This is a genomic window from Roseomonas sp. TAS13 (assembly GCF_001950415.1).
In the GTDB taxonomy this organism is placed as follows: Bacteria; Pseudomonadota; Alphaproteobacteria; order Acetobacterales; family Acetobacteraceae; genus Roseomonas; species Roseomonas mucosa.
The window spans coordinates 1-14,858 of record NZ_BDLP01000079.1; the positions used below are offsets into that span (position 1 = coordinate 1).

A 14,858-nucleotide genomic window follows, 5' to 3' on the forward strand; every position below is an offset into this window, starting at 1 on the left:
TCGCCTTACGGTGGAGCTGTGCGTAGATGTGATCAAGAGACAGGGCCCTTGGCGGCGATGCTGCCGCCGGGCTGGGAACTGTGGCTGGATGGCGGCCACAACGCCGGGGCCGGGGAGGTTCTGGCCGAGCATCTGCGCGCCTGGGGCGACCGGCCGGCGCATCTGCTGGTGGGGATCAAGAAGTCCAAGGCCGCCGACGACTTCCTGCGCCCGCTGCTGCCGCGGGCCAGTTCGGTCTGGGCCGTGGCCGAACCGGGCCAGCACCTGGCGATGACGCCGGAGGAGATCGTGGCCGCCAGCGGCGGCATGGCCCGCATCGGCCCCCATGTGGCGGATGCGCTGGAGGCCCTGCTGCGCGAGGCCGATCCCGGCCGCCCGGCTCGGGTGCTGATCTGCGGCAGCCTCTATCTGGCAGGCGAGATCCTGAAGGCGAACGGCACGCCGCCGGCCTGACGGCCGCGACCCACCGCCTGCTTCAACACCCGGTGATCCGGCCGGAGCCGATGCAGTCGCTGTAGTTCACGATCCGCATCAGGGCCGGGAAGATCCACCAGATGGCGAGGATGGCGGCAACCACCCCCAGCAGCACGCCCATGCCCAGATAGTCCGGCCCGTGCCGCCGCGCCGGGCCATGGGGCCGGGCGGGCGGGGCCGCGGGCGGGGAAGGAGCGGACGAGGGGACCGCCGGAGTGCCAGGGGTCTCGTTCATGCCGCGCCTTCCCCCGGTTCCTGGATCAGCCCAGGTTGCTGTCCAGCCATTCGCGCAGCTTGCTGCGCGGCTGCGCCCCGACCAGCGTGCCCACCGGCTTGCCGTCGCGGAACAGGATCATGGTGGGGATGCCGCGCACCGCGTAGTCGTTCGGCGAGCCCGGATTCTCGTCGATGTTCACCTTGGCCACGGTGAGCTTGCCGGCATAGTCCCGCGCCACCTCGTCGAGGATCGGGGCCACCTGGCGGCACGGGCCGCACCATTCGGCCCAGAAATCCACCAGCACGGGGCCCGGCGCCTTCAGCACATCGGCCTGGAAGGTCTCGTCGCTCACAGCCTTGGTCAGCTCGCTCATGGCCGCCATCATCTCCAGAGATACTGCCGGAAAAGGTCGTGGCGCCGCCCCTTCCGGTCAAGGCCGCCGGCGCGGTGGCATGGGCGACGCGGCCGCATGGGTGCCGCGGGCGGGCCGGGGGGCAGGCCGGGGGGAACGGGCCGAGGTCCGGCCGGTGCTTGCGCGAAAGCCCGGCGCGGACGAAGCTGCGCGCCATGCGACAATTTCGTGGGCGTATCGGTGAGGACCAGGTGGTGGAGCTCGCCGAGACCTTCCGGCTGATGAGCGATCCCACGCGCCTGAGGATCATTCTTTCCTGCCTCGATTCGGCGGTCGCGGTAGGGGATATCGCGGATCGCCTGGGGATCTCCGGCAGCCTCGTTTCCCACCACCTGCGCCTGCTGCGCGCCGCGCGGCTGCTGCAGGCCGAGCGGCGGGGGCGGCAGGTCTTCTATGCCGTGGGAGACGAGCATGTGCGCTCGATGCTCACCGACATGACGGACCATGTGAGCGAGGAGGTGGAGACCGAGGTGGAGGGGGAGCCGGCGGCCCCCGATCTGCCCGGCTGACGCCGCCGCACCTTGTCACTCCCGCTGGCGCGTGATTTACCCATGGTTCAAGGACCGGGCACCGGTCCGGAAACAAAGGCGCGGCACCGCCCCCCGTGGCGGCAGCGGCGCGAGGGACCGGAACGGCGGCCGGCATAAGTATCCGGCAATGGGATCATCGGGGCGGGGCATGCGGCGGACAATCGCGACGGCACTGGCCGGAGGGCTCATGGGGGCCGTGCTGGCCTCCTTGACCCCCGGGGCCACGGCATGGGCACAGGGAACGGGCGCCGCCGCGCCGGAGGACGCCGTGCCCGGGGCCACCGGGGCGCCGACCCCCTGGGGCCTTGGCCTCCAGGCCGCCGCGGGGCCGGTGAAGGAAGCGATCCACGACTTCAACAACCTGGTGCTGTGGATCATCGTCATCATCACCGCCTTTGTGGCGGGGCTGCTGGGCTGGGTGGTCTTCCGTTACCGCGCCTCGGCCAATCCGACGCCGTCGCGCACCAGCCACCACACGGTGCTGGAGATCGCCTGGACGGTGATTCCGGTGGTGATCCTGCTGGTGATCGCCATCCCCTCCTTCCGCCTGATCTATTACGAGGACCGGGCGGTGGACCCCGACATCACCATCGGCGTGCAGGGGCGGCAGTGGTACTGGCACTACAGCTATCCCGACAACGGCAACTTCGCCTTCGACAGCTATCCCATCGCCGAGGCCGACCTGAAGCCCGGGCAGCTGCGCAACCTCGCGGTGGACAATCCGCTGGTGGTGCCGGTGGGCGCGAAGGTGCGGGTGCTGACTACCGGGCACGACGTGATCCATTCCTTCTTCGTGCCTTCGCTGGGCGTGCAGAAGTACACCATCCCCGGCCGCGCCATGGAGACCTGGTTCGAGGCCGACCGGGAGGGCACCTTCTATGGCCAGTGCAACCAGATCTGCGGCACCAACCACTGGTTCATGCCGATCGCCGTGCGCGTGGTGCCCCGGGCGGAGTTCGATGCCTGGGTGGAACAGGCGAAGACGAAGTTCGCCGAGGGCAGGGGCCCCGGCTGGCCCGACGAGATGAAAACCGAAGTCGCGGAGGCTCGCCCGTAAGGGCGGAGAGGACGGAAGAGAAGCCATGGCCACCGTCACGGACGCCCATACCCATCACGACGACCACCACGACCACAAGCCCCGCTTCGTGTCGCGGTGGTTCTTCAGCACCAACCACAAGGATATCGGCACCCTCTATATCGGCTTCGCCCTGGTCTCGGCGATCGTCGGCATCGGGCTGTCGATGATCATGCGGCTGGAGCTGCTGGAGCCCGGGCTGCAGTTCTTCGCCGACGGGCAGAGCTGGAACATCGCCGTCACCGCCCATGGCGTGCTGATGGTGTTCTACGTGGTCATGCCCGCGCTGATCGGCGGCTTCGGCAACTGGTTCGTGCCGATCATGATCGGCGCGCCGGACATGGCCTTCCCACGGCTGAACAACATCTCCTTCTGGCTGCTGGTGCCGGCCCTGGCGCTGACGGTCGCCAGCCTCTTCGTCGGCGGGGCCGGCACGGGCTGGACGCTGTACCCGCCGCTGTCCGACAGCCAGTACCAGCCCAGCATGGGCGTGGACATGGCGCTGTTCGGCCTGCACCTAGCCGGCGCCTCCTCGATCCTGGGGGCGGCCAACTTCATCACCACCATCTTCAACATGCGCGCCCCGGGCATGACGCTGCACAAGATGCCCCTCTTCGTGTGGTCGATGCTGGTGACGGCCTTCCTGTTGCTGCTTTCGGTGCCTGTGCTGGGCGGCGCGATCACCATGCTGATCACCGACCGGAACTTCGGCACCTCCTTCTTCAAGCCGGAAGGGGGCGGCGACCCGGTGCTGTTCCAGCACCTGTTCTGGTTCTTCGGCCACCCCGAGGTCTACATCATGATCCTGCCGGCCTTCGGGATCGTGTCGCACGTGCTGTCCACCTTCAGCCGCAAGCCGATCTTCGGCTATCTCGGCATGGCCTATGCCATGGTGGCGATCGGGGTGGTGGGCTTCGTGGTCTGGGCGCACCACATGTTCACCTCCGGCATCTCGGTGGACACGCGGGCCTATTTCATGGCGGCCACGATGATCATCGCGGTGCCGACAGGCATCAAGATCTTCTCCTGGATCGCCACGATGTGGGGCGGCTCCATCGAGTTCAAGACGCCGATGCTCTTTGCCGTGGGCTTCATCTTCCTCTTCACTGTCGGCGGCGTGTCCGGCGTGAAGCTGTCCAATGCCTCGGTGGACGTGATCCTGCACAACACCTATTATGTTGTGGCGCACTTCCATTATGTTCTATCGCTGGGCGCCGTCTTCGGCATCTATGCCGGGTTCTACTACTGGATCGGCAAGATGAGCGGCTACCAGTACCCGGAATTCTGGGGGAAGGTGCATTTCTGGATGACCTTCATCGGGGTGAACCTGACCTTCTTCCCGATGCACTTCCTGGGCGCCCAGGGCATGCCCCGCCGCTACCCGGATTATCCGGACGCCTTCTGGGGCTGGAACGCGGTCGCCTCGGTCGGCGCCTTCATCTCCGGCATCTCGCTGCTGCTGTTCCTCTACGTGATCTACCTGACCTTCGCGCGGAAGGAGCGGGCGGCGGCCAATCCCTGGGGCGAGGGGGCCACGACTTTGGAATGGCAGGTCAGCAGCCCGCCCCCCTTCCATACCTTCGACGAACTGCCGAGGATCCGCTAAAGAGCCCGGCATGAGCCAGAGCGCTGTCGGCGAGGAGGGGGCTGCGGCCCCCTTCGACGCATCCACCCCCGATTTTTCCGAGATCCGCGACTGGTTCGCCCTGCTGAAGCCGCGGGTGATGACCTTGGTCGTCTTCACCGGCTTCATCGGGATGCTGGTGGCGCCGGGCTCCATCAACCCGCTTCTGGGCTCGGTCGCGGTGCTGTGCATCGCCGTCGGAGCCGGGGCGGCGGGGGCCATCAACATGTGGTACGACCGCGACATCGACGCGGTGATGCGCCGCACCGCCAACCGCCCCATCCCCGCCGGGCGCATCCGGGCGGAGGAGGCGCTGGCTTTCGGCGTGGTGCTGGCCATCGCCTCGGTCGTGGTGATGGGGCTGGCCACCAACTGGATGGCCGCCGGCTGGCTCGCCGGCTCGATCCTCTTCTACGTCTTCGTCTATACGATGTGGCTGAAGCGCCGGACGCCGCAGAACATCGTCATCGGCGGCGCCGCCGGGGCCTTCCCGCCGGTGATCGGCTGGGCCGCCGTGACCGGCTCGGTGGACCTGCTGCCTCTGCTGCTCTTCGCCATCGTCTTCGCCTGGACGCCGCCGCATTTCTGGTCGCTCTCCCTCTGGGCGCATGGCGACTACCAGCGCGCCGGGGTGCCGATGCTGCCGGTGGTGGCGGGGGCGAAGGAAACGCGGCGCCAGATCATGCTCTACACGCTGGTGCTCTTCCCGCTGGCGGTGTCGCCCTGGCCGCTCGGCCTCGCCGGGCCGATCTATGGCGTGGCGGCGGTGCTGCTCGGGCTGGGCTTCGTGTTCTGCGCCTGGAAGGTGCTGCGCGACGACCAGGACCCGCAGGGCCGCAGCCTGACCAAGGACGCCCCGGCCAAGCGCTGCTTCCGCTTCTCCCTGCTGCACCTCGCTTTGCTCTTCGCCGCCCTGGCGGCCGACCGGCTGATCCTTGGCTGAGCCCGAACCCGTCCGCATGACCCCGGAGGAGAAGGTGGATTTCCACCGCCGCCGCCGGGCACGGAACTGGGCCATCCTGGCCGCCCTGCTGGGGCTCGTGCTGCTCTTCTACCTGATCGCCATCGCCCGGATGTCACAGACCTCCTGAGCCTCCGGTCCTGACCCCCGGGGGAAAGGCGCTGCCTTTCCCCCGGGCCCCCCATCCGCCAGGACCCTGCGGGCCCTGGACCCGATGCGTTGGCTCCCGCTGACGCCGGATCATGCCAGAGAGCCATGCTCTCCGGCGACGGCCGGTGCCACCAGCGCGGACAAGGTGTCTTTGCTTTCTCTCGGGAGCCCCACCTCTCCACCTGCTCCCAGGGATCAACCCGCAGGCTGATGGTCACCACGGAGAGCCAACGCAAGCCCGGGGTCCGGGGACCGGCTTCGGTCCCCGGCGGAGAGGGGCCGGGAGAGGCGGCGCCTCTCCCGGGGGGTGGAGGCCGGTGCTACCCGCCCACCCGGTACTCGATGCGGCGGTTGCGGAAGCGGCCGTCCTCGGTCGCGTTGTCCGCCACCGGCTGGCCGCTGCCATAGCCCTTGGCCACCAGCTGGTCCGCCGGTGCGCCGCCGGCGACCAGGGCGGCGCGCACGGCCTCGGCCCGGCGCTGGGAGAGGGTCCGGTTGATCTCCGGATCGCCGGTGTTGTCCGTATGGCCGCTGACCTCGATCACCGTGCCGGGCGGCAACTGCCGCAGCCGGGTGGCGGCCTCGCGGATCAGGGGCAGGCTTTCCGGCGGGATCTCGGCGCCGGCGGTCGGGAAGTTCACGATGGAGATGTTCAGCGCCTGGACCAGCATGACGGGGCTGAAGCTGCCCGGCAGGACGGCCAGGGCACGCATCGAGGCCGCCGTGGCATCCTCGACCCGCAGGCCGGTGGCGTCCGGCAGGGGGGCGATTCGGAGGCTGTCCGGCAGCTGCGCGCGCAGGGTGGCGATGGCCCGGTCGCGCTCGGCATCGGGCAGGCTGCCGCCGATGCGCAGCTGGCCGGGCTGGAACAGCGCCCGCAGGCCGGGCAGGCGCAGGGCGGGAAGGGTCTGGCCGAACCAGCCCATCCAGGGCGCGGGCCCGGCGGCGGGGTCGATCACCAGATCGGTGCGGACTGCCGAGGTGCCGAAGGCGCCGTTCAGTGTCTCGGTCACGCGGTGGAGGGTGGCCTCGTCGGGCAGGCGGCCGGTGGCCCGCCAGACGGTGCCGTCATAGTCCAGGAACAGCCGGGCCAGCGATGCCAGGGCCGGGGTTGTGGCGGGGGGCGCTGGCATGGCGGCGGTTGGCGCGGGCGCGGGCGCGGGCGCGGGCGCCGGGCGGACAGCGGGCGGGAGCGGCGCGGTGACAGACGGCGCGGTGACAGACGGGGCAGTGACGGGCGGGGCGAGGACAGGCGGGGCGGAGGGCGGATGCGCCGGCTGGGCGGCGACCGGGATGGGCGCCTCGTGTTCCGCCGGGCCGCGGGCGAGGAGCCAGGCGCCCAGCAGGCCGAAGACCAGGACAGCCGCACCGGCTGGCCAGCCGGTGCGGTCGGCGCTGTCCTCGCCGGTCCTGATTCTGGGATGGTCGGCCACCATGTCGCTTCCTTCCTGATCGGTGGGGCATCCTGGGGCGATCGGCCAGGCCGGACAATTCCGGCCCATGCCCGTGCGGAACAAGTTTGCGGGACAGATCCGCGGCATCCCGCGCCTTTCCGGGATACGGCGAGGGAGCGGGCACGCGGAGCAGCCATGGGGGCCGGGTTCCGCTTGAGCGGAAGGGGCCAGGGGCGCTACTGCTCCCATGGTCATGCCGAGCGATCGCGCCCCTTCCCCCCGCCCCGCCACGGAGCTCGCGCGCCGCAACCGCCGCCTGGGCCTCGCGGCGCTGGGCGCGGCGGCGGCCATGGTCGGCGTCTCCTTCGCCGCGGTGCCGCTCTATACGCTGTTCTGCCAGGTGACCGGCTACAACGGCACGCCGCGGATCGGCGGGCCGGCGGCCCCCGGGGCGCCGCAGGGGGAGCGTGGCATCACCGTGCGATTCGACGCCCAGACCCATCCCGGCCTGCCCTGGCGCTTCGAGGCGGCGCAGCGGAGCATGGCGCTGAAGCCCGGGGAGCAGGGTCTGGCCTTCTACGAGGCCGAGAACAGGGCCGCGACTCCGGTGGAGGGCATTGCCCTCTACAACGTCACGCCGGAGGTGATGGGACCCTATTTCCACAAGACGGCCTGTTTCTGCTTCGACGCGCAGACCCTCCAGCCCGGGCAGAAGGTGGAAATGCCGGTGACCTTCTGGGTCGATCCGGCGATGCTCCAGGACCCGAACACGCGCGACATCCGCACGGTGACGCTCAGCTACACCTTCTTCCGCACGCTGGAGGACGCGCAGCGCGCCGGAGCGCTGGCCCATGCCGGGCCGCATGTGGGCAAGGCGGCTTCCGCCACGCCGTGAGGGGGCGCCTTCCGTCCGGCACCGCGCCTCACCCTCTCCCGACTTGATCGGGGCCGGATTTCGCGGGATTGATGGCGTAACCAAAAGCTGCGGCGCCCGGCCGTGGTGAATCCGAACGGGATGCGTAATGGCCAGCACGGAAACGACCATGGGGACCCTCGGCACCGACATTCCCGACGCCCCGCCGCTCCACAAGCATCCCTATCACCTCGTCGATCCCTCGCCCTGGCCGATGATCGCCTCGTTCTCGGCGGGCACGATGTTGCTGGGGATCATTCTTTTCGCGCACAGCAACATCCACTGGGTGCTGGGCCTCGGTATCCTGGGCGTGCTGTTCAGCATGGCTGGCTGGTGGCGCGACGTGATCCGCGAATCGCGCACCCCGGGCGTCTACACCCCGATCGTGCAGATCGGCCTGCGCTATGGCATGGCGCTGTTCATCGCCTCCGAGGTGATGTTCTTCGTGGCCTTCTTCTGGGCCTATTTCCACTTCGCGCTGTTCCCGGAGCATGTGTCCGGCGCCTCCGCGCCCGCTGTCTGGCCCCCCGCCGGGGTGCATACCTTCGACCCCTTCGGCCTGCCCTTCCTGAACACCATGATCCTGCTGCTTTCCGGCACCACGGTGACCTGGGCGCATCATGCGATGCTGGAGGGCGACCGGAAGTCCGTGCTGCAGGGGCTGGGGATCACCGTGCTGCTGGGCCTCAGCTTCTCCTTCTTCCAGTTCTGGGAGTATGGCGAGGCGCCCTTCGCCTTCGTGAACGGCGGCATCTATCCCTCGGTCTTCTTCCTGGCGACCGGCTTCCACGGCTTCCACGTCATCGTCGGCACCATCTTCCTGGCGGTCTGCTGGTTCCGCGCCTATGCCGGCCAGTTCACGCCGCGGCGCCATTTCGGCTTCGAGGCCGCCGCCTGGTACTGGCACTTCGTGGACGTGGTGTGGCTGTTCCTGTTCGTCTTCATCTACTGGTGGGGCGCCGGGCCGGTCGCCGCGCACTGACGGGCCGGGGCGTTCCGGGAGCTCCGTCGGCGGCCGGCGCCGCCGGCACGCGGCAAACATGGGCATCGGCGCGCGTTCATCCCCGGTGAGCTGCCGGAGAGGGCCGATGAACCACACGACCAGCCAGATGAGCCTGGGCGATCTGTCCAGGCTGATGAGCAAGATCGACCACTGCATGTTCTCGACCCATGCCGGGAACGGCCACATCGCCAGCCGGCCGATGAGCAACAATGGCGATGTCGAGTACAAGGGCGAATCCTGGTTCTTCGCCCTGGACAGCACCCATACCGTCGGGGAAATCGAACGCGATCCGAAGGTGGCGCTGTCCTTCACCAGCAGCCAGGGGCTGCTCGGGCAGAGGCCGCTCTTCATCGCTGTCGAGGGAGAGGCGGAGCTGATCCGGGACAAGGGCGCCTTCCAGGAACACTGGACCAAGGACCTGGACCGGTGGTTCGAGCAGGGCGCGGACACGCCGGGCCTGACGCTGATCAAGGTCCGGGCCAGCCGCATCACCTACTGGGACGGAACGGAAGAGGGCGAGGTCACGGTCTGATCCGAACGGCTGTCCTCCCCTGGCGGTGTCGCGCTTCGTGGTGGCCCGCCGGGGGAAAGGCTCCGCCTCTCGCCCCGGATCCCGGGCTTGAGGGGGCGCCGGGTGGTGGCCTCTGCTTTGCGGCCCGAATCCCAGCAGCAGGTGGAAAAATGGGGCTTCCAAAGAAGGAACGCCTTGTTCGTGCTCCCGGATCAGGCCGGTGGCTGCCCGGGACGGCGGGAAAGCCAGTGCACTGCCCGGCGTAGCGGCCGCGTGGCGCGCCAGGTGGTGGAAGCCAGGATGGACTGGAGCAGGGCCTCGTTTTCGCTTCCCGGGATGCCTGGCTGCGGGGATGGGATGTGCCGCCCGGCCGCCTGAGGCGCCTCGCCGCCTGCCGCCGGGGTCAGGACATAGAGGTTGGCCCGGCCGCAACCGGGGAAGGAGTGGAACACCACCTGCCATCCGGCGCGCCGTGCCGCCTCCAGAAGGAAATCCTGCGAGAAGCCCAGCTCCATCCAGCCGAAGCGGCGCATGCAGAAGACCGACAGCGCATCGAGACGCGGGCCCCAGGCATAGGGAACGTCAGGGCGGGGAGCCTCGACCACGGGTTCGCCGCATAGCAACAGCCGCCCCCCTGGCTTGATCCGGTCGTGCAGGCTCCGCAGCAGCGCCTGGAAGTCGATCGCGTGGTGGAAGGCTTCGTAGAACATCACCGCGTCGAAGCGCTCCGTCCCGAATCCCTCGCCGAAGCGGGCCTGCTCCACCTCGATGGGCAGGCTCATCCTGGCCGCCTGCTGCCGGATCACCTCCACGGCGACCCGGTCGATGTCGACGCCACAGGCGCGGTAGCCCATGCGGGCCAGCATGAGCAGCAACTGGCCGCTGCCCGGGCCGTATTCGAGGACCGAGCCACCCGGTCCGAGGCCGAGATGCCGCAGAATGTGTCCCCAGGCATAGAGATGCTCGCCCGTCATGGCTGCGTCACGGAAGCTCCAGGGCACGAGGCCGGTCCAGATCGCCTCCGGAACGTCGTAGGAGGGTGCCTCGTCGCGCTCAGGGGTGTAGCCGCCCGCGCCTTCCTCGTCCGGGCGCGAGCGCAGCGCCAGATACAGGTCGAGGACTCCCCGGTGGTAGTCGTCCGAGAAGGGATCGAGCCCGTTGAGCCGCGTCGCATCGGGCATGTCGAGCACGAACTTCGTCAACCGGACGTATTCGGCGGCATCCGGAACGCCTTCGCCGAGCCTGTCGAGCACAGCGTCGAACTCCGCCGGCGACACCCGGACCTGGACCATCGGAACCCCCCCCTTCCCGCTGTCGCCGGGCAGTCTGCCTCATTGCGGAAGCGAGGGAAAAGGTCGTTGGGCCTGGCGCGACGGGTGGGACCGGTGCGGGACCCGGGATGGCTGGACGTCGCGTGGTGGAGAGGGCAGGAATTTCCCGGCTCAACCTGAAGCGCCTCATGACACGTTTTCGCCGCCTGCTGATTCCTCTCCTCTGCGTCCTGCCTGTCCTCGTGGTGCTGGTGGAACTCGGGAACTGGCAGGTCCGGCGCCTGCACTGGAAGACCGATATCCTGGCCCGTGTCGATGCCGCCGAGGCGGGCCCACCCCGGGTTCTGCGCGACCCGCCGGAGGAACTTTCCAGGGTCGTCGCCACCGGGCGCTTCCTGCATGACCGGGAGGCGCTGGTCGGGCTGGAGGTGCGGAACGCCGTGCTGGGTGCCTTCCTGGTCACGCCGCTGGAACGGGCGGACGGCCCGCCCGTGCTGGTCAACCGCGGCTGGGTGCCGCTGGAGCGCAGGGCGCCGGTCGGCCATCCGGAGGGGGTGGTGAGCGTCACCGGCTGGGTCCGCCCCGCCGATGGGCACAGCCTCTTCGCCGCCAGCGACGATCCCGCCGGGCGGCGCTTCTACACCTTCGATCCGGCGGTGATCGGCCCGGCCCTGGGGTTGCCGCGGGTGGCGCCCTATGCGCTGGTGGCCCTGGCCGCGCCATCGGCCGCCCCATCATCGTCCGGCACCGGACCGGCGCCCGGAGGCCAGGCCAACGGGAATGCTCCCAGCCTGCCGGGGGGCTTGCCTGGGGTGGCGGCGGGTCTTGCCCCGGCCACGCCATCCGGAGCCGCTCCGGTGGGCTCCCTGCCGCAGCCGGCCCGCGCCATGCCGCGCCCCGGCAACCCGCATCTCGGCTATGCCATCACCTGGTACGGCACCGCCCTGGCCCTGGCCGGCGTCTTCGCCGCCTTCGCCTGGCGCCGCTTGAAGGACCCCGCATGACGAACGACCCCTATCTCCGCCTGAAGTCCCGCTTCAACCGCATCGGCGCGCTGGGCGAGGCGCACGCCATGCTGGGCTGGGACGCCTCCGCGATGATGCCTGAGGGAGGCGGCGCCTCGCGCGGCGAGCAGCTCGCCGTGCTGGCGGGGCTGTCGCACGAGCTGCTGACGGCGCCCGTGGTGGCGGAGGACCTCGCCGCCGCCGAGGCGAGTCCTCCGGCGGAGGCCTGGGATGCCGCCAACCTGGACCTGATGCGCCGGACCCATACCCGCGCCGCCTGCCTGCCGGGGGATCTGGTGGAGGCGGTCTCGCGCGCCAACAGCGCCTGCGAGAAGGTCTGGCGCCGGGCGCGTGCCGCTTCCGACTTCGCCATGGTGCGGCCGTATCTGGAGGAGGTGGTGCGCCTGCAGCGCGAGGAGGCCGCGGCGCTGTCCGAGGCCACGGGCCTCGCCCCCTATGACGCGCTGATGGACGGGTTCCAGCGCGGCATCGGGGCGGCGGATGTGGAGCCGGTCTTCGCCGCCTACGAGGCCTTCCTGAAGGAGGCGCTGCCCGAGGCGGAGGCGATCCAGGCCCGCCGCCCGGCGCCGCTGGAGCCTGCCGGGCCTTTCCCGGTGGAGATCCAGAAGAGGCTCTGCCGCCAGCTTTCCGAGCGGATCGGCCTGGACTTCACCCATGCGCGCCTGGACGAGAGCGCGCATCCCTTCTCCGGCGGCACCCCCGCCGATGCGCGCATCACCACGCGCTACGACGAGGCGAACTTCGCCCAGGCGCTGCTCGGCGTGGCGCATGAGACGGGGCATGCCCTCTACGAGCGCGGGCTGCCGGAAGCCTGGGAGCGCCAGCCGGTGGGCGAGGCGGCGGGCATGGCGGCGCATGAATCGCAATCCCTGCTGATCGAGGTGCAGGCCTGCCGTTCCGACGCCTTCCTGTCCTGGCTGGGGCCGCAGCTCCATGCCGCCTTCGGGGGCGCGGCGGAGGCTTACGACGGTGCCAATCTGGGCCGGCTCTGGCGGCGGGTGGCGCGCGGCTTCATCCGCGTGGATGCCGACGAGATGACCTATCCGGCACATGTCATCCTGCGCTTCCGGCTGGAGCGCGCGCTGATCGGCGGCACCCTCGCCGTGGCCGACCTGCCGGGCGCCTGGAACGAGGGGTTCCGCGACCTGCTCGGCATCGTGCCGCCCGACGACCGGCGCGGCTGCCTGCAGGACATCCACTGGTATGACGGCGCCTTCGGCTATTTCCCGTCCTACACGCTCGGCGCCATGGCGGCGGCGCAGATCATGGCGGCCGCCCGCGCCGCCGTGCCGGGGATCGACGCGGCGCTGGCCCAGGGCGATTTCGCACCGCTGCTCGGCTGGCTGCGGCCCAACATCCATGCCAAGGCCGCGAGCCTCGGCTTCCAGGACCTGCTGCGGGAAGCGACCGGCGGGCCGCTCGATCCCGCGGCTTTCACCCGGCATCTGCGGGCGCGCTACCTGCAGGGCTGATGCCGCCCGCCCGGGGAGCGCGGCGCTGCTGGCGCTGCGCTCCCCCAGGGGATAAGGCCCTGCCTTTCCCCCGGACCCCCGGCGGGCAGGGCGAGGCCGAGCAGCAGCGAGGAGGCCAGCAGAAGGGTGCGGCGCCCGGTGGCGTGACGATGCGGCATGGGGGAATCGGCGGGTTGTTGCGGCTGCATCCGAGGTGAATGGCCCAGCCGCGGCAAATGAAACCCTGGCAACCTGGGCCGGGGTGCTCCCTGCCGGACCCCGGTCGCGACGCACCACGTGGCAGGGGCTGGGCGGCCTTTGCCGATGGCGTGTGGGGGCGCCCTTTTCGTTCAGGCCGGGATCGGCACCTGCTGGGCCAGGGGGTCGATCAGCGCCTCGATGGTGGCCGGCTCCTCCCAGGCGAGGGTGATGTTCAGCACCGTGATCCGGGCGCGGAAAGCCTGGGGCAGGCGGACGAAGTCCTTGCGCGTGGTGACGGGAATGGCGCGCAGCCGGTCGGCCTCGGCCAGCAGCTCCCGCAGGTCGCCGGCGTCGAAGGGGTAGTGGTCGGCATAGGCGGCGCGGCCGGCGATGACCGCCCCGGCCTCCTGCAGGCTGGCGAAGAACTTCAGCGGGTTGCCGATGCCGCAGAAGGCGAAGACCGGCTGCCCGACCAGCATCCTGGCCTCCGGGCCCGGCACCAGCTTGCCGCGCAGCACCGGCATCCTCGGTGGCAGCTTCGCCAGCGCCCCGGTGCGGTCCTCGCCGATCAGGATCGCGGCACGGCAGCGCGCGGCGGCGGTCCCGACGGATTCGCGCAGCGGCCCGGCCGGGATCACGTGCCCGTTGCCGAAGCCGTAGGAGCCGTCGATGGTCAGCAGCGACAGGTCCTTCTCCAGCGTCGGGTTCTGCAGCCCGTCATCCATGACGATGGCCTGCGCGCCGCCCTCGATCGCCGCGCGGGCGCCGGCGGCGCGGTCGCCGGAGATCCAGGCCGGGCGCTCGGCGGCCAGCAGCAGGGCCTCGTCGCCCACGTCATGGCTGTCGTGCTTCGCCGGATCGACCCGCAACGGGCCCTTCAGCTTGCCGCCATAGCCGCGCGAAAGGAAATGCACGTTGATGCCGCGATTGGCCAAGCGCCGGCCGAGGTCGAGCGCCAGCGTCGTCTTGCCGGCGCCGCCGGCGGTGACGTTGCCGCAGCAGATGACCGGCACCGGGGCCTTCCAGCCCGGCTTGGCGACGCGCTTGGCCGTCGCCTGAGCGTAGAGCGCGGCCAGGGGAGACAGGAGCAGGGGCAGCACTCCCCCGCCGTCCCCGCTCCAGAACTCGGGGGCACGCATCGGCTCGGTCAGGTCCTCTCTTCCTGGCACTCCCGGGGGGTTCCCGGGGTGGGCGGCTGGGGCAGCAGCTCCGCGATCGTCCGGGCGACGTCCTCCGCCAGACCCGATGCCCCTTCCGCGACGCGGGCGGCACCCTGCCGCAACAGATCCGCCCGCCGCGTATCGGTTAGCACGCCGTGCGCGGCATCCGCCAGCATGGCCGGATCGGCGGCCGGGGCGGGGGGAAGCTGCACTGCCCCGCCCGCGGCCAGCAACCGGGCGGTGACGTCGGCGAAGTTGCCCATATGCGGCCCCAGCAGGATCGGGCAGCCGAGCCGCGCCGGTTCCAGCGGATTCTGCCCGCCGCCGGGCGCCAGCAGGGACTTGCCGATCACCGCCGCCCCCGCCAGCCGGTAGAAGAGGCCGAGCTCGCCCAGCGTGTCGACGAGGTAGAGGCCGGTTTCCGGCCCCGGCTCGCCGCCCGCGCCGCGCCGGACCGCGCCGGCAGGCTGGCGGCCAGCTCCGCGC

At 70.5% G+C, this 14,858-nt stretch carries 16 protein-coding genes and 1 pseudogene; 11 read left to right on the forward strand and 6 right to left on the reverse strand.

Going from position 1 to position 14,858, the window contains the following annotated elements:
* Positions 1-453, forward strand: a 453-nt coding sequence (locus ROTAS13_RS08815; protein WP_371329176.1) for a glutamate ligase domain-containing protein, incomplete at its 5' end; no start/stop codon positions are given.
* Positions 454-475: 22 nt separating this feature from the next.
* Here ROTAS13_RS08815 and ROTAS13_RS26125 read toward each other — a convergent pair.
* The gene (locus ROTAS13_RS26125) at positions 476-709 is read right to left on the reverse strand and encodes a hypothetical protein (RefSeq protein WP_126281897.1); all 234 of its coding nucleotides are present in this window, start codon (positions 707-709) and stop codon (positions 476-478) included.
* Positions 710-734: 25 nt separating this feature from the next.
* Positions 735-1,064, reverse strand: a complete 330-nt coding sequence (gene trxA / locus ROTAS13_RS08820; RefSeq protein ID WP_026033517.1) for a thioredoxin TrxA — start codon at positions 1,062-1,064, stop codon at positions 735-737.
* Between the two features lie 194 nt (positions 1,065-1,258).
* Between trxA and ROTAS13_RS08825 the strand changes: the two genes are divergently transcribed.
* The 5 genes from ROTAS13_RS08825 to ROTAS13_RS27055 all read left to right on the forward strand — a co-directional run bounded on the left by ROTAS13_RS08825 (position 1,259) and on the right by ROTAS13_RS27055 (position 5,423).
* Positions 1,259-1,612: a helix-turn-helix transcriptional regulator gene (locus ROTAS13_RS08825; protein ID WP_037250496.1), complete on the forward strand. Its 354-nt coding sequence runs from the start codon at positions 1,259-1,261 to the stop codon at positions 1,610-1,612.
* Positions 1,613-1,781: 169 nt separating this feature from the next.
* Complete coding sequence (gene coxB / locus ROTAS13_RS08830) at positions 1,782-2,690, forward strand: cytochrome c oxidase subunit II (RefSeq protein WP_079253553.1); 909 nt, start codon at positions 1,782-1,784, stop codon at positions 2,688-2,690.
* A gap of 25 nt (positions 2,691-2,715) precedes the next feature.
* A complete protein-coding gene (ctaD, locus tag ROTAS13_RS08835; RefSeq protein ID WP_075822120.1) occupies positions 2,716-4,314 on the forward strand; it encodes a cytochrome c oxidase subunit I in 1,599 nt (532 codons plus the stop codon).
* A gap of 10 nt (positions 4,315-4,324) precedes the next feature.
* Positions 4,325-5,275, forward strand: coding sequence for a heme o synthase (locus ROTAS13_RS08840; RefSeq protein ID WP_058389495.1), 951 nt, complete (start codon positions 4,325-4,327; stop codon positions 5,273-5,275).
* Complete coding sequence (locus ROTAS13_RS27055; protein ID WP_157223129.1) at positions 5,268-5,423, forward strand: hypothetical protein; 156 nt, start codon at positions 5,268-5,270, stop codon at positions 5,421-5,423. The genes ROTAS13_RS08840 and ROTAS13_RS27055 overlap by 8 nt, the downstream gene beginning before the upstream one ends.
* 340 nt (positions 5,424-5,763) lie before the next feature.
* Here ROTAS13_RS27055 and ROTAS13_RS08845 read toward each other — a convergent pair whose 3' ends face one another.
* Positions 5,764-6,879 carry an OmpA family protein gene (locus tag ROTAS13_RS08845; RefSeq protein WP_075822121.1) on the reverse strand — a complete coding sequence of 372 codons (1,116 nt, stop codon included), beginning with the start codon at positions 6,877-6,879 and terminating at the stop codon, positions 5,764-5,766.
* Positions 6,880-7,084: 205 nt separating this feature from the next.
* On the opposite strand from ROTAS13_RS08845, the gene ROTAS13_RS08850 reads away from it, so the two are divergent.
* The 3 genes from ROTAS13_RS08850 (at position 7,085) to ROTAS13_RS08860 (ending at position 9,285) form a co-directional block, all read left to right on the forward strand.
* Positions 7,085-7,732 carry a cytochrome c oxidase assembly protein gene (locus ROTAS13_RS08850; protein ID WP_058390210.1) on the forward strand — a complete coding sequence of 216 codons (648 nt, stop codon included), beginning with the start codon at positions 7,085-7,087 and terminating at the stop codon, positions 7,730-7,732.
* A 127-nt stretch (positions 7,733-7,859) separates the two neighbouring features.
* Positions 7,860-8,732 carry a cytochrome c oxidase subunit 3 gene (locus tag ROTAS13_RS08855; protein WP_193009604.1) on the forward strand — a complete coding sequence of 291 codons (873 nt, stop codon included), beginning with the start codon at positions 7,860-7,862 and terminating at the stop codon, positions 8,730-8,732.
* Between the two features lie 106 nt (positions 8,733-8,838).
* Entirely contained in the window at positions 8,839-9,285 is a 447-nt protein-coding gene (locus ROTAS13_RS08860; protein WP_058390211.1) for a pyridoxamine 5'-phosphate oxidase family protein, read from the forward strand.
* 191 nt (positions 9,286-9,476) lie between these two features.
* On the opposite strand, the gene ROTAS13_RS08865 is transcribed toward ROTAS13_RS08860, so the two are convergent.
* Entirely contained in the window at positions 9,477-10,556 is a 1,080-nt protein-coding gene (locus tag ROTAS13_RS08865) for a bifunctional 2-polyprenyl-6-hydroxyphenol methylase/3-demethylubiquinol 3-O-methyltransferase UbiG (RefSeq protein WP_075822122.1), read from the reverse strand.
* A 167-nt stretch (positions 10,557-10,723) separates the two neighbouring features.
* Between ROTAS13_RS08865 and ROTAS13_RS08870 the strand changes: the two genes are divergently transcribed.
* Both ROTAS13_RS08870 and ROTAS13_RS08875 read left to right on the forward strand, forming a co-directional pair.
* Positions 10,724-11,539: an SURF1 family protein gene (locus ROTAS13_RS08870; protein ID WP_058390213.1), complete on the forward strand. Its 816-nt coding sequence runs from the start codon at positions 10,724-10,726 to the stop codon at positions 11,537-11,539.
* Positions 11,536-13,032 carry a carboxypeptidase M32 gene (locus tag ROTAS13_RS08875; RefSeq protein ID WP_058390214.1) on the forward strand — a complete coding sequence of 499 codons (1,497 nt, stop codon included), beginning with the start codon at positions 11,536-11,538 and terminating at the stop codon, positions 13,030-13,032. Before ROTAS13_RS08870 ends, ROTAS13_RS08875 begins: the two co-directional genes overlap by 4 nt.
* Before the next feature lie 329 nt (positions 13,033-13,361).
* On the opposite strand, the gene lpxK is transcribed toward ROTAS13_RS08875, so the two are convergent.
* Both lpxK and ROTAS13_RS27060 read right to left on the reverse strand, forming a co-directional pair.
* The gene (gene lpxK, locus ROTAS13_RS08880) at positions 13,362-14,351 is read right to left on the reverse strand and encodes a tetraacyldisaccharide 4'-kinase (RefSeq protein ID WP_019461717.1); all 990 of its coding nucleotides are present in this window, start codon (positions 14,349-14,351) and stop codon (positions 13,362-13,364) included.
* An 8-nt stretch (positions 14,352-14,359) separates the two neighbouring features.
* Positions 14,360-14,858: pseudogene (locus ROTAS13_RS27060) on the reverse strand (3-deoxy-D-manno-octulosonic acid transferase); the annotation flags it as partial.

Coding starts and splice junctions, on each gene's coding strand:
- ROTAS13_RS08865 (WP_075822122.1), bottom strand. CDS start 10,556: ATGGTCCAGGTCCGGGTGTCGCCGGCGGAGTTCGACGCTGTGCTCGAC.
- lpxK (WP_019461717.1), bottom strand. CDS start 14,351: ATGCGTGCCCCCGAGTTCTGGAGCGGGGACGGCGGGGGAGTGCTGCCC.
- ROTAS13_RS08855 (WP_193009604.1), top strand. CDS start 7,860: ATGGCCAGCACGGAAACGACCATGGGGACCCTCGGCACCGACATTCCC.
- ROTAS13_RS08845 (WP_075822121.1), bottom strand. CDS start 6,879: ATGGTGGCCGACCATCCCAGAATCAGGACCGGCGAGGACAGCGCCGAC.
- ROTAS13_RS08860 (WP_058390211.1), top strand. CDS start 8,839: ATGAACCACACGACCAGCCAGATGAGCCTGGGCGATCTGTCCAGGCTG.
- ctaD (WP_075822120.1), top strand. CDS start 2,716: ATGGCCACCGTCACGGACGCCCATACCCATCACGACGACCACCACGAC.
- ROTAS13_RS08825 (WP_037250496.1), top strand. CDS start 1,259: ATGCGACAATTTCGTGGGCGTATCGGTGAGGACCAGGTGGTGGAGCTC.
- coxB (WP_079253553.1), top strand. CDS start 1,782: ATGCGGCGGACAATCGCGACGGCACTGGCCGGAGGGCTCATGGGGGCC.
- ROTAS13_RS08870 (WP_058390213.1), top strand. CDS start 10,724: ATGACACGTTTTCGCCGCCTGCTGATTCCTCTCCTCTGCGTCCTGCCT.
- ROTAS13_RS08840 (WP_058389495.1), top strand. CDS start 4,325: ATGAGCCAGAGCGCTGTCGGCGAGGAGGGGGCTGCGGCCCCCTTCGAC.
- trxA (WP_026033517.1), bottom strand. CDS start 1,064: ATGAGCGAGCTGACCAAGGCTGTGAGCGACGAGACCTTCCAGGCCGAT.
- ROTAS13_RS08850 (WP_058390210.1), top strand. CDS start 7,085: ATGGTCATGCCGAGCGATCGCGCCCCTTCCCCCCGCCCCGCCACGGAG.
- ROTAS13_RS26125 (WP_126281897.1), bottom strand. CDS start 709: ATGAACGAGACCCCTGGCACTCCGGCGGTCCCCTCGTCCGCTCCTTCC.
- ROTAS13_RS08875 (WP_058390214.1), top strand. CDS start 11,536: ATGACGAACGACCCCTATCTCCGCCTGAAGTCCCGCTTCAACCGCATC.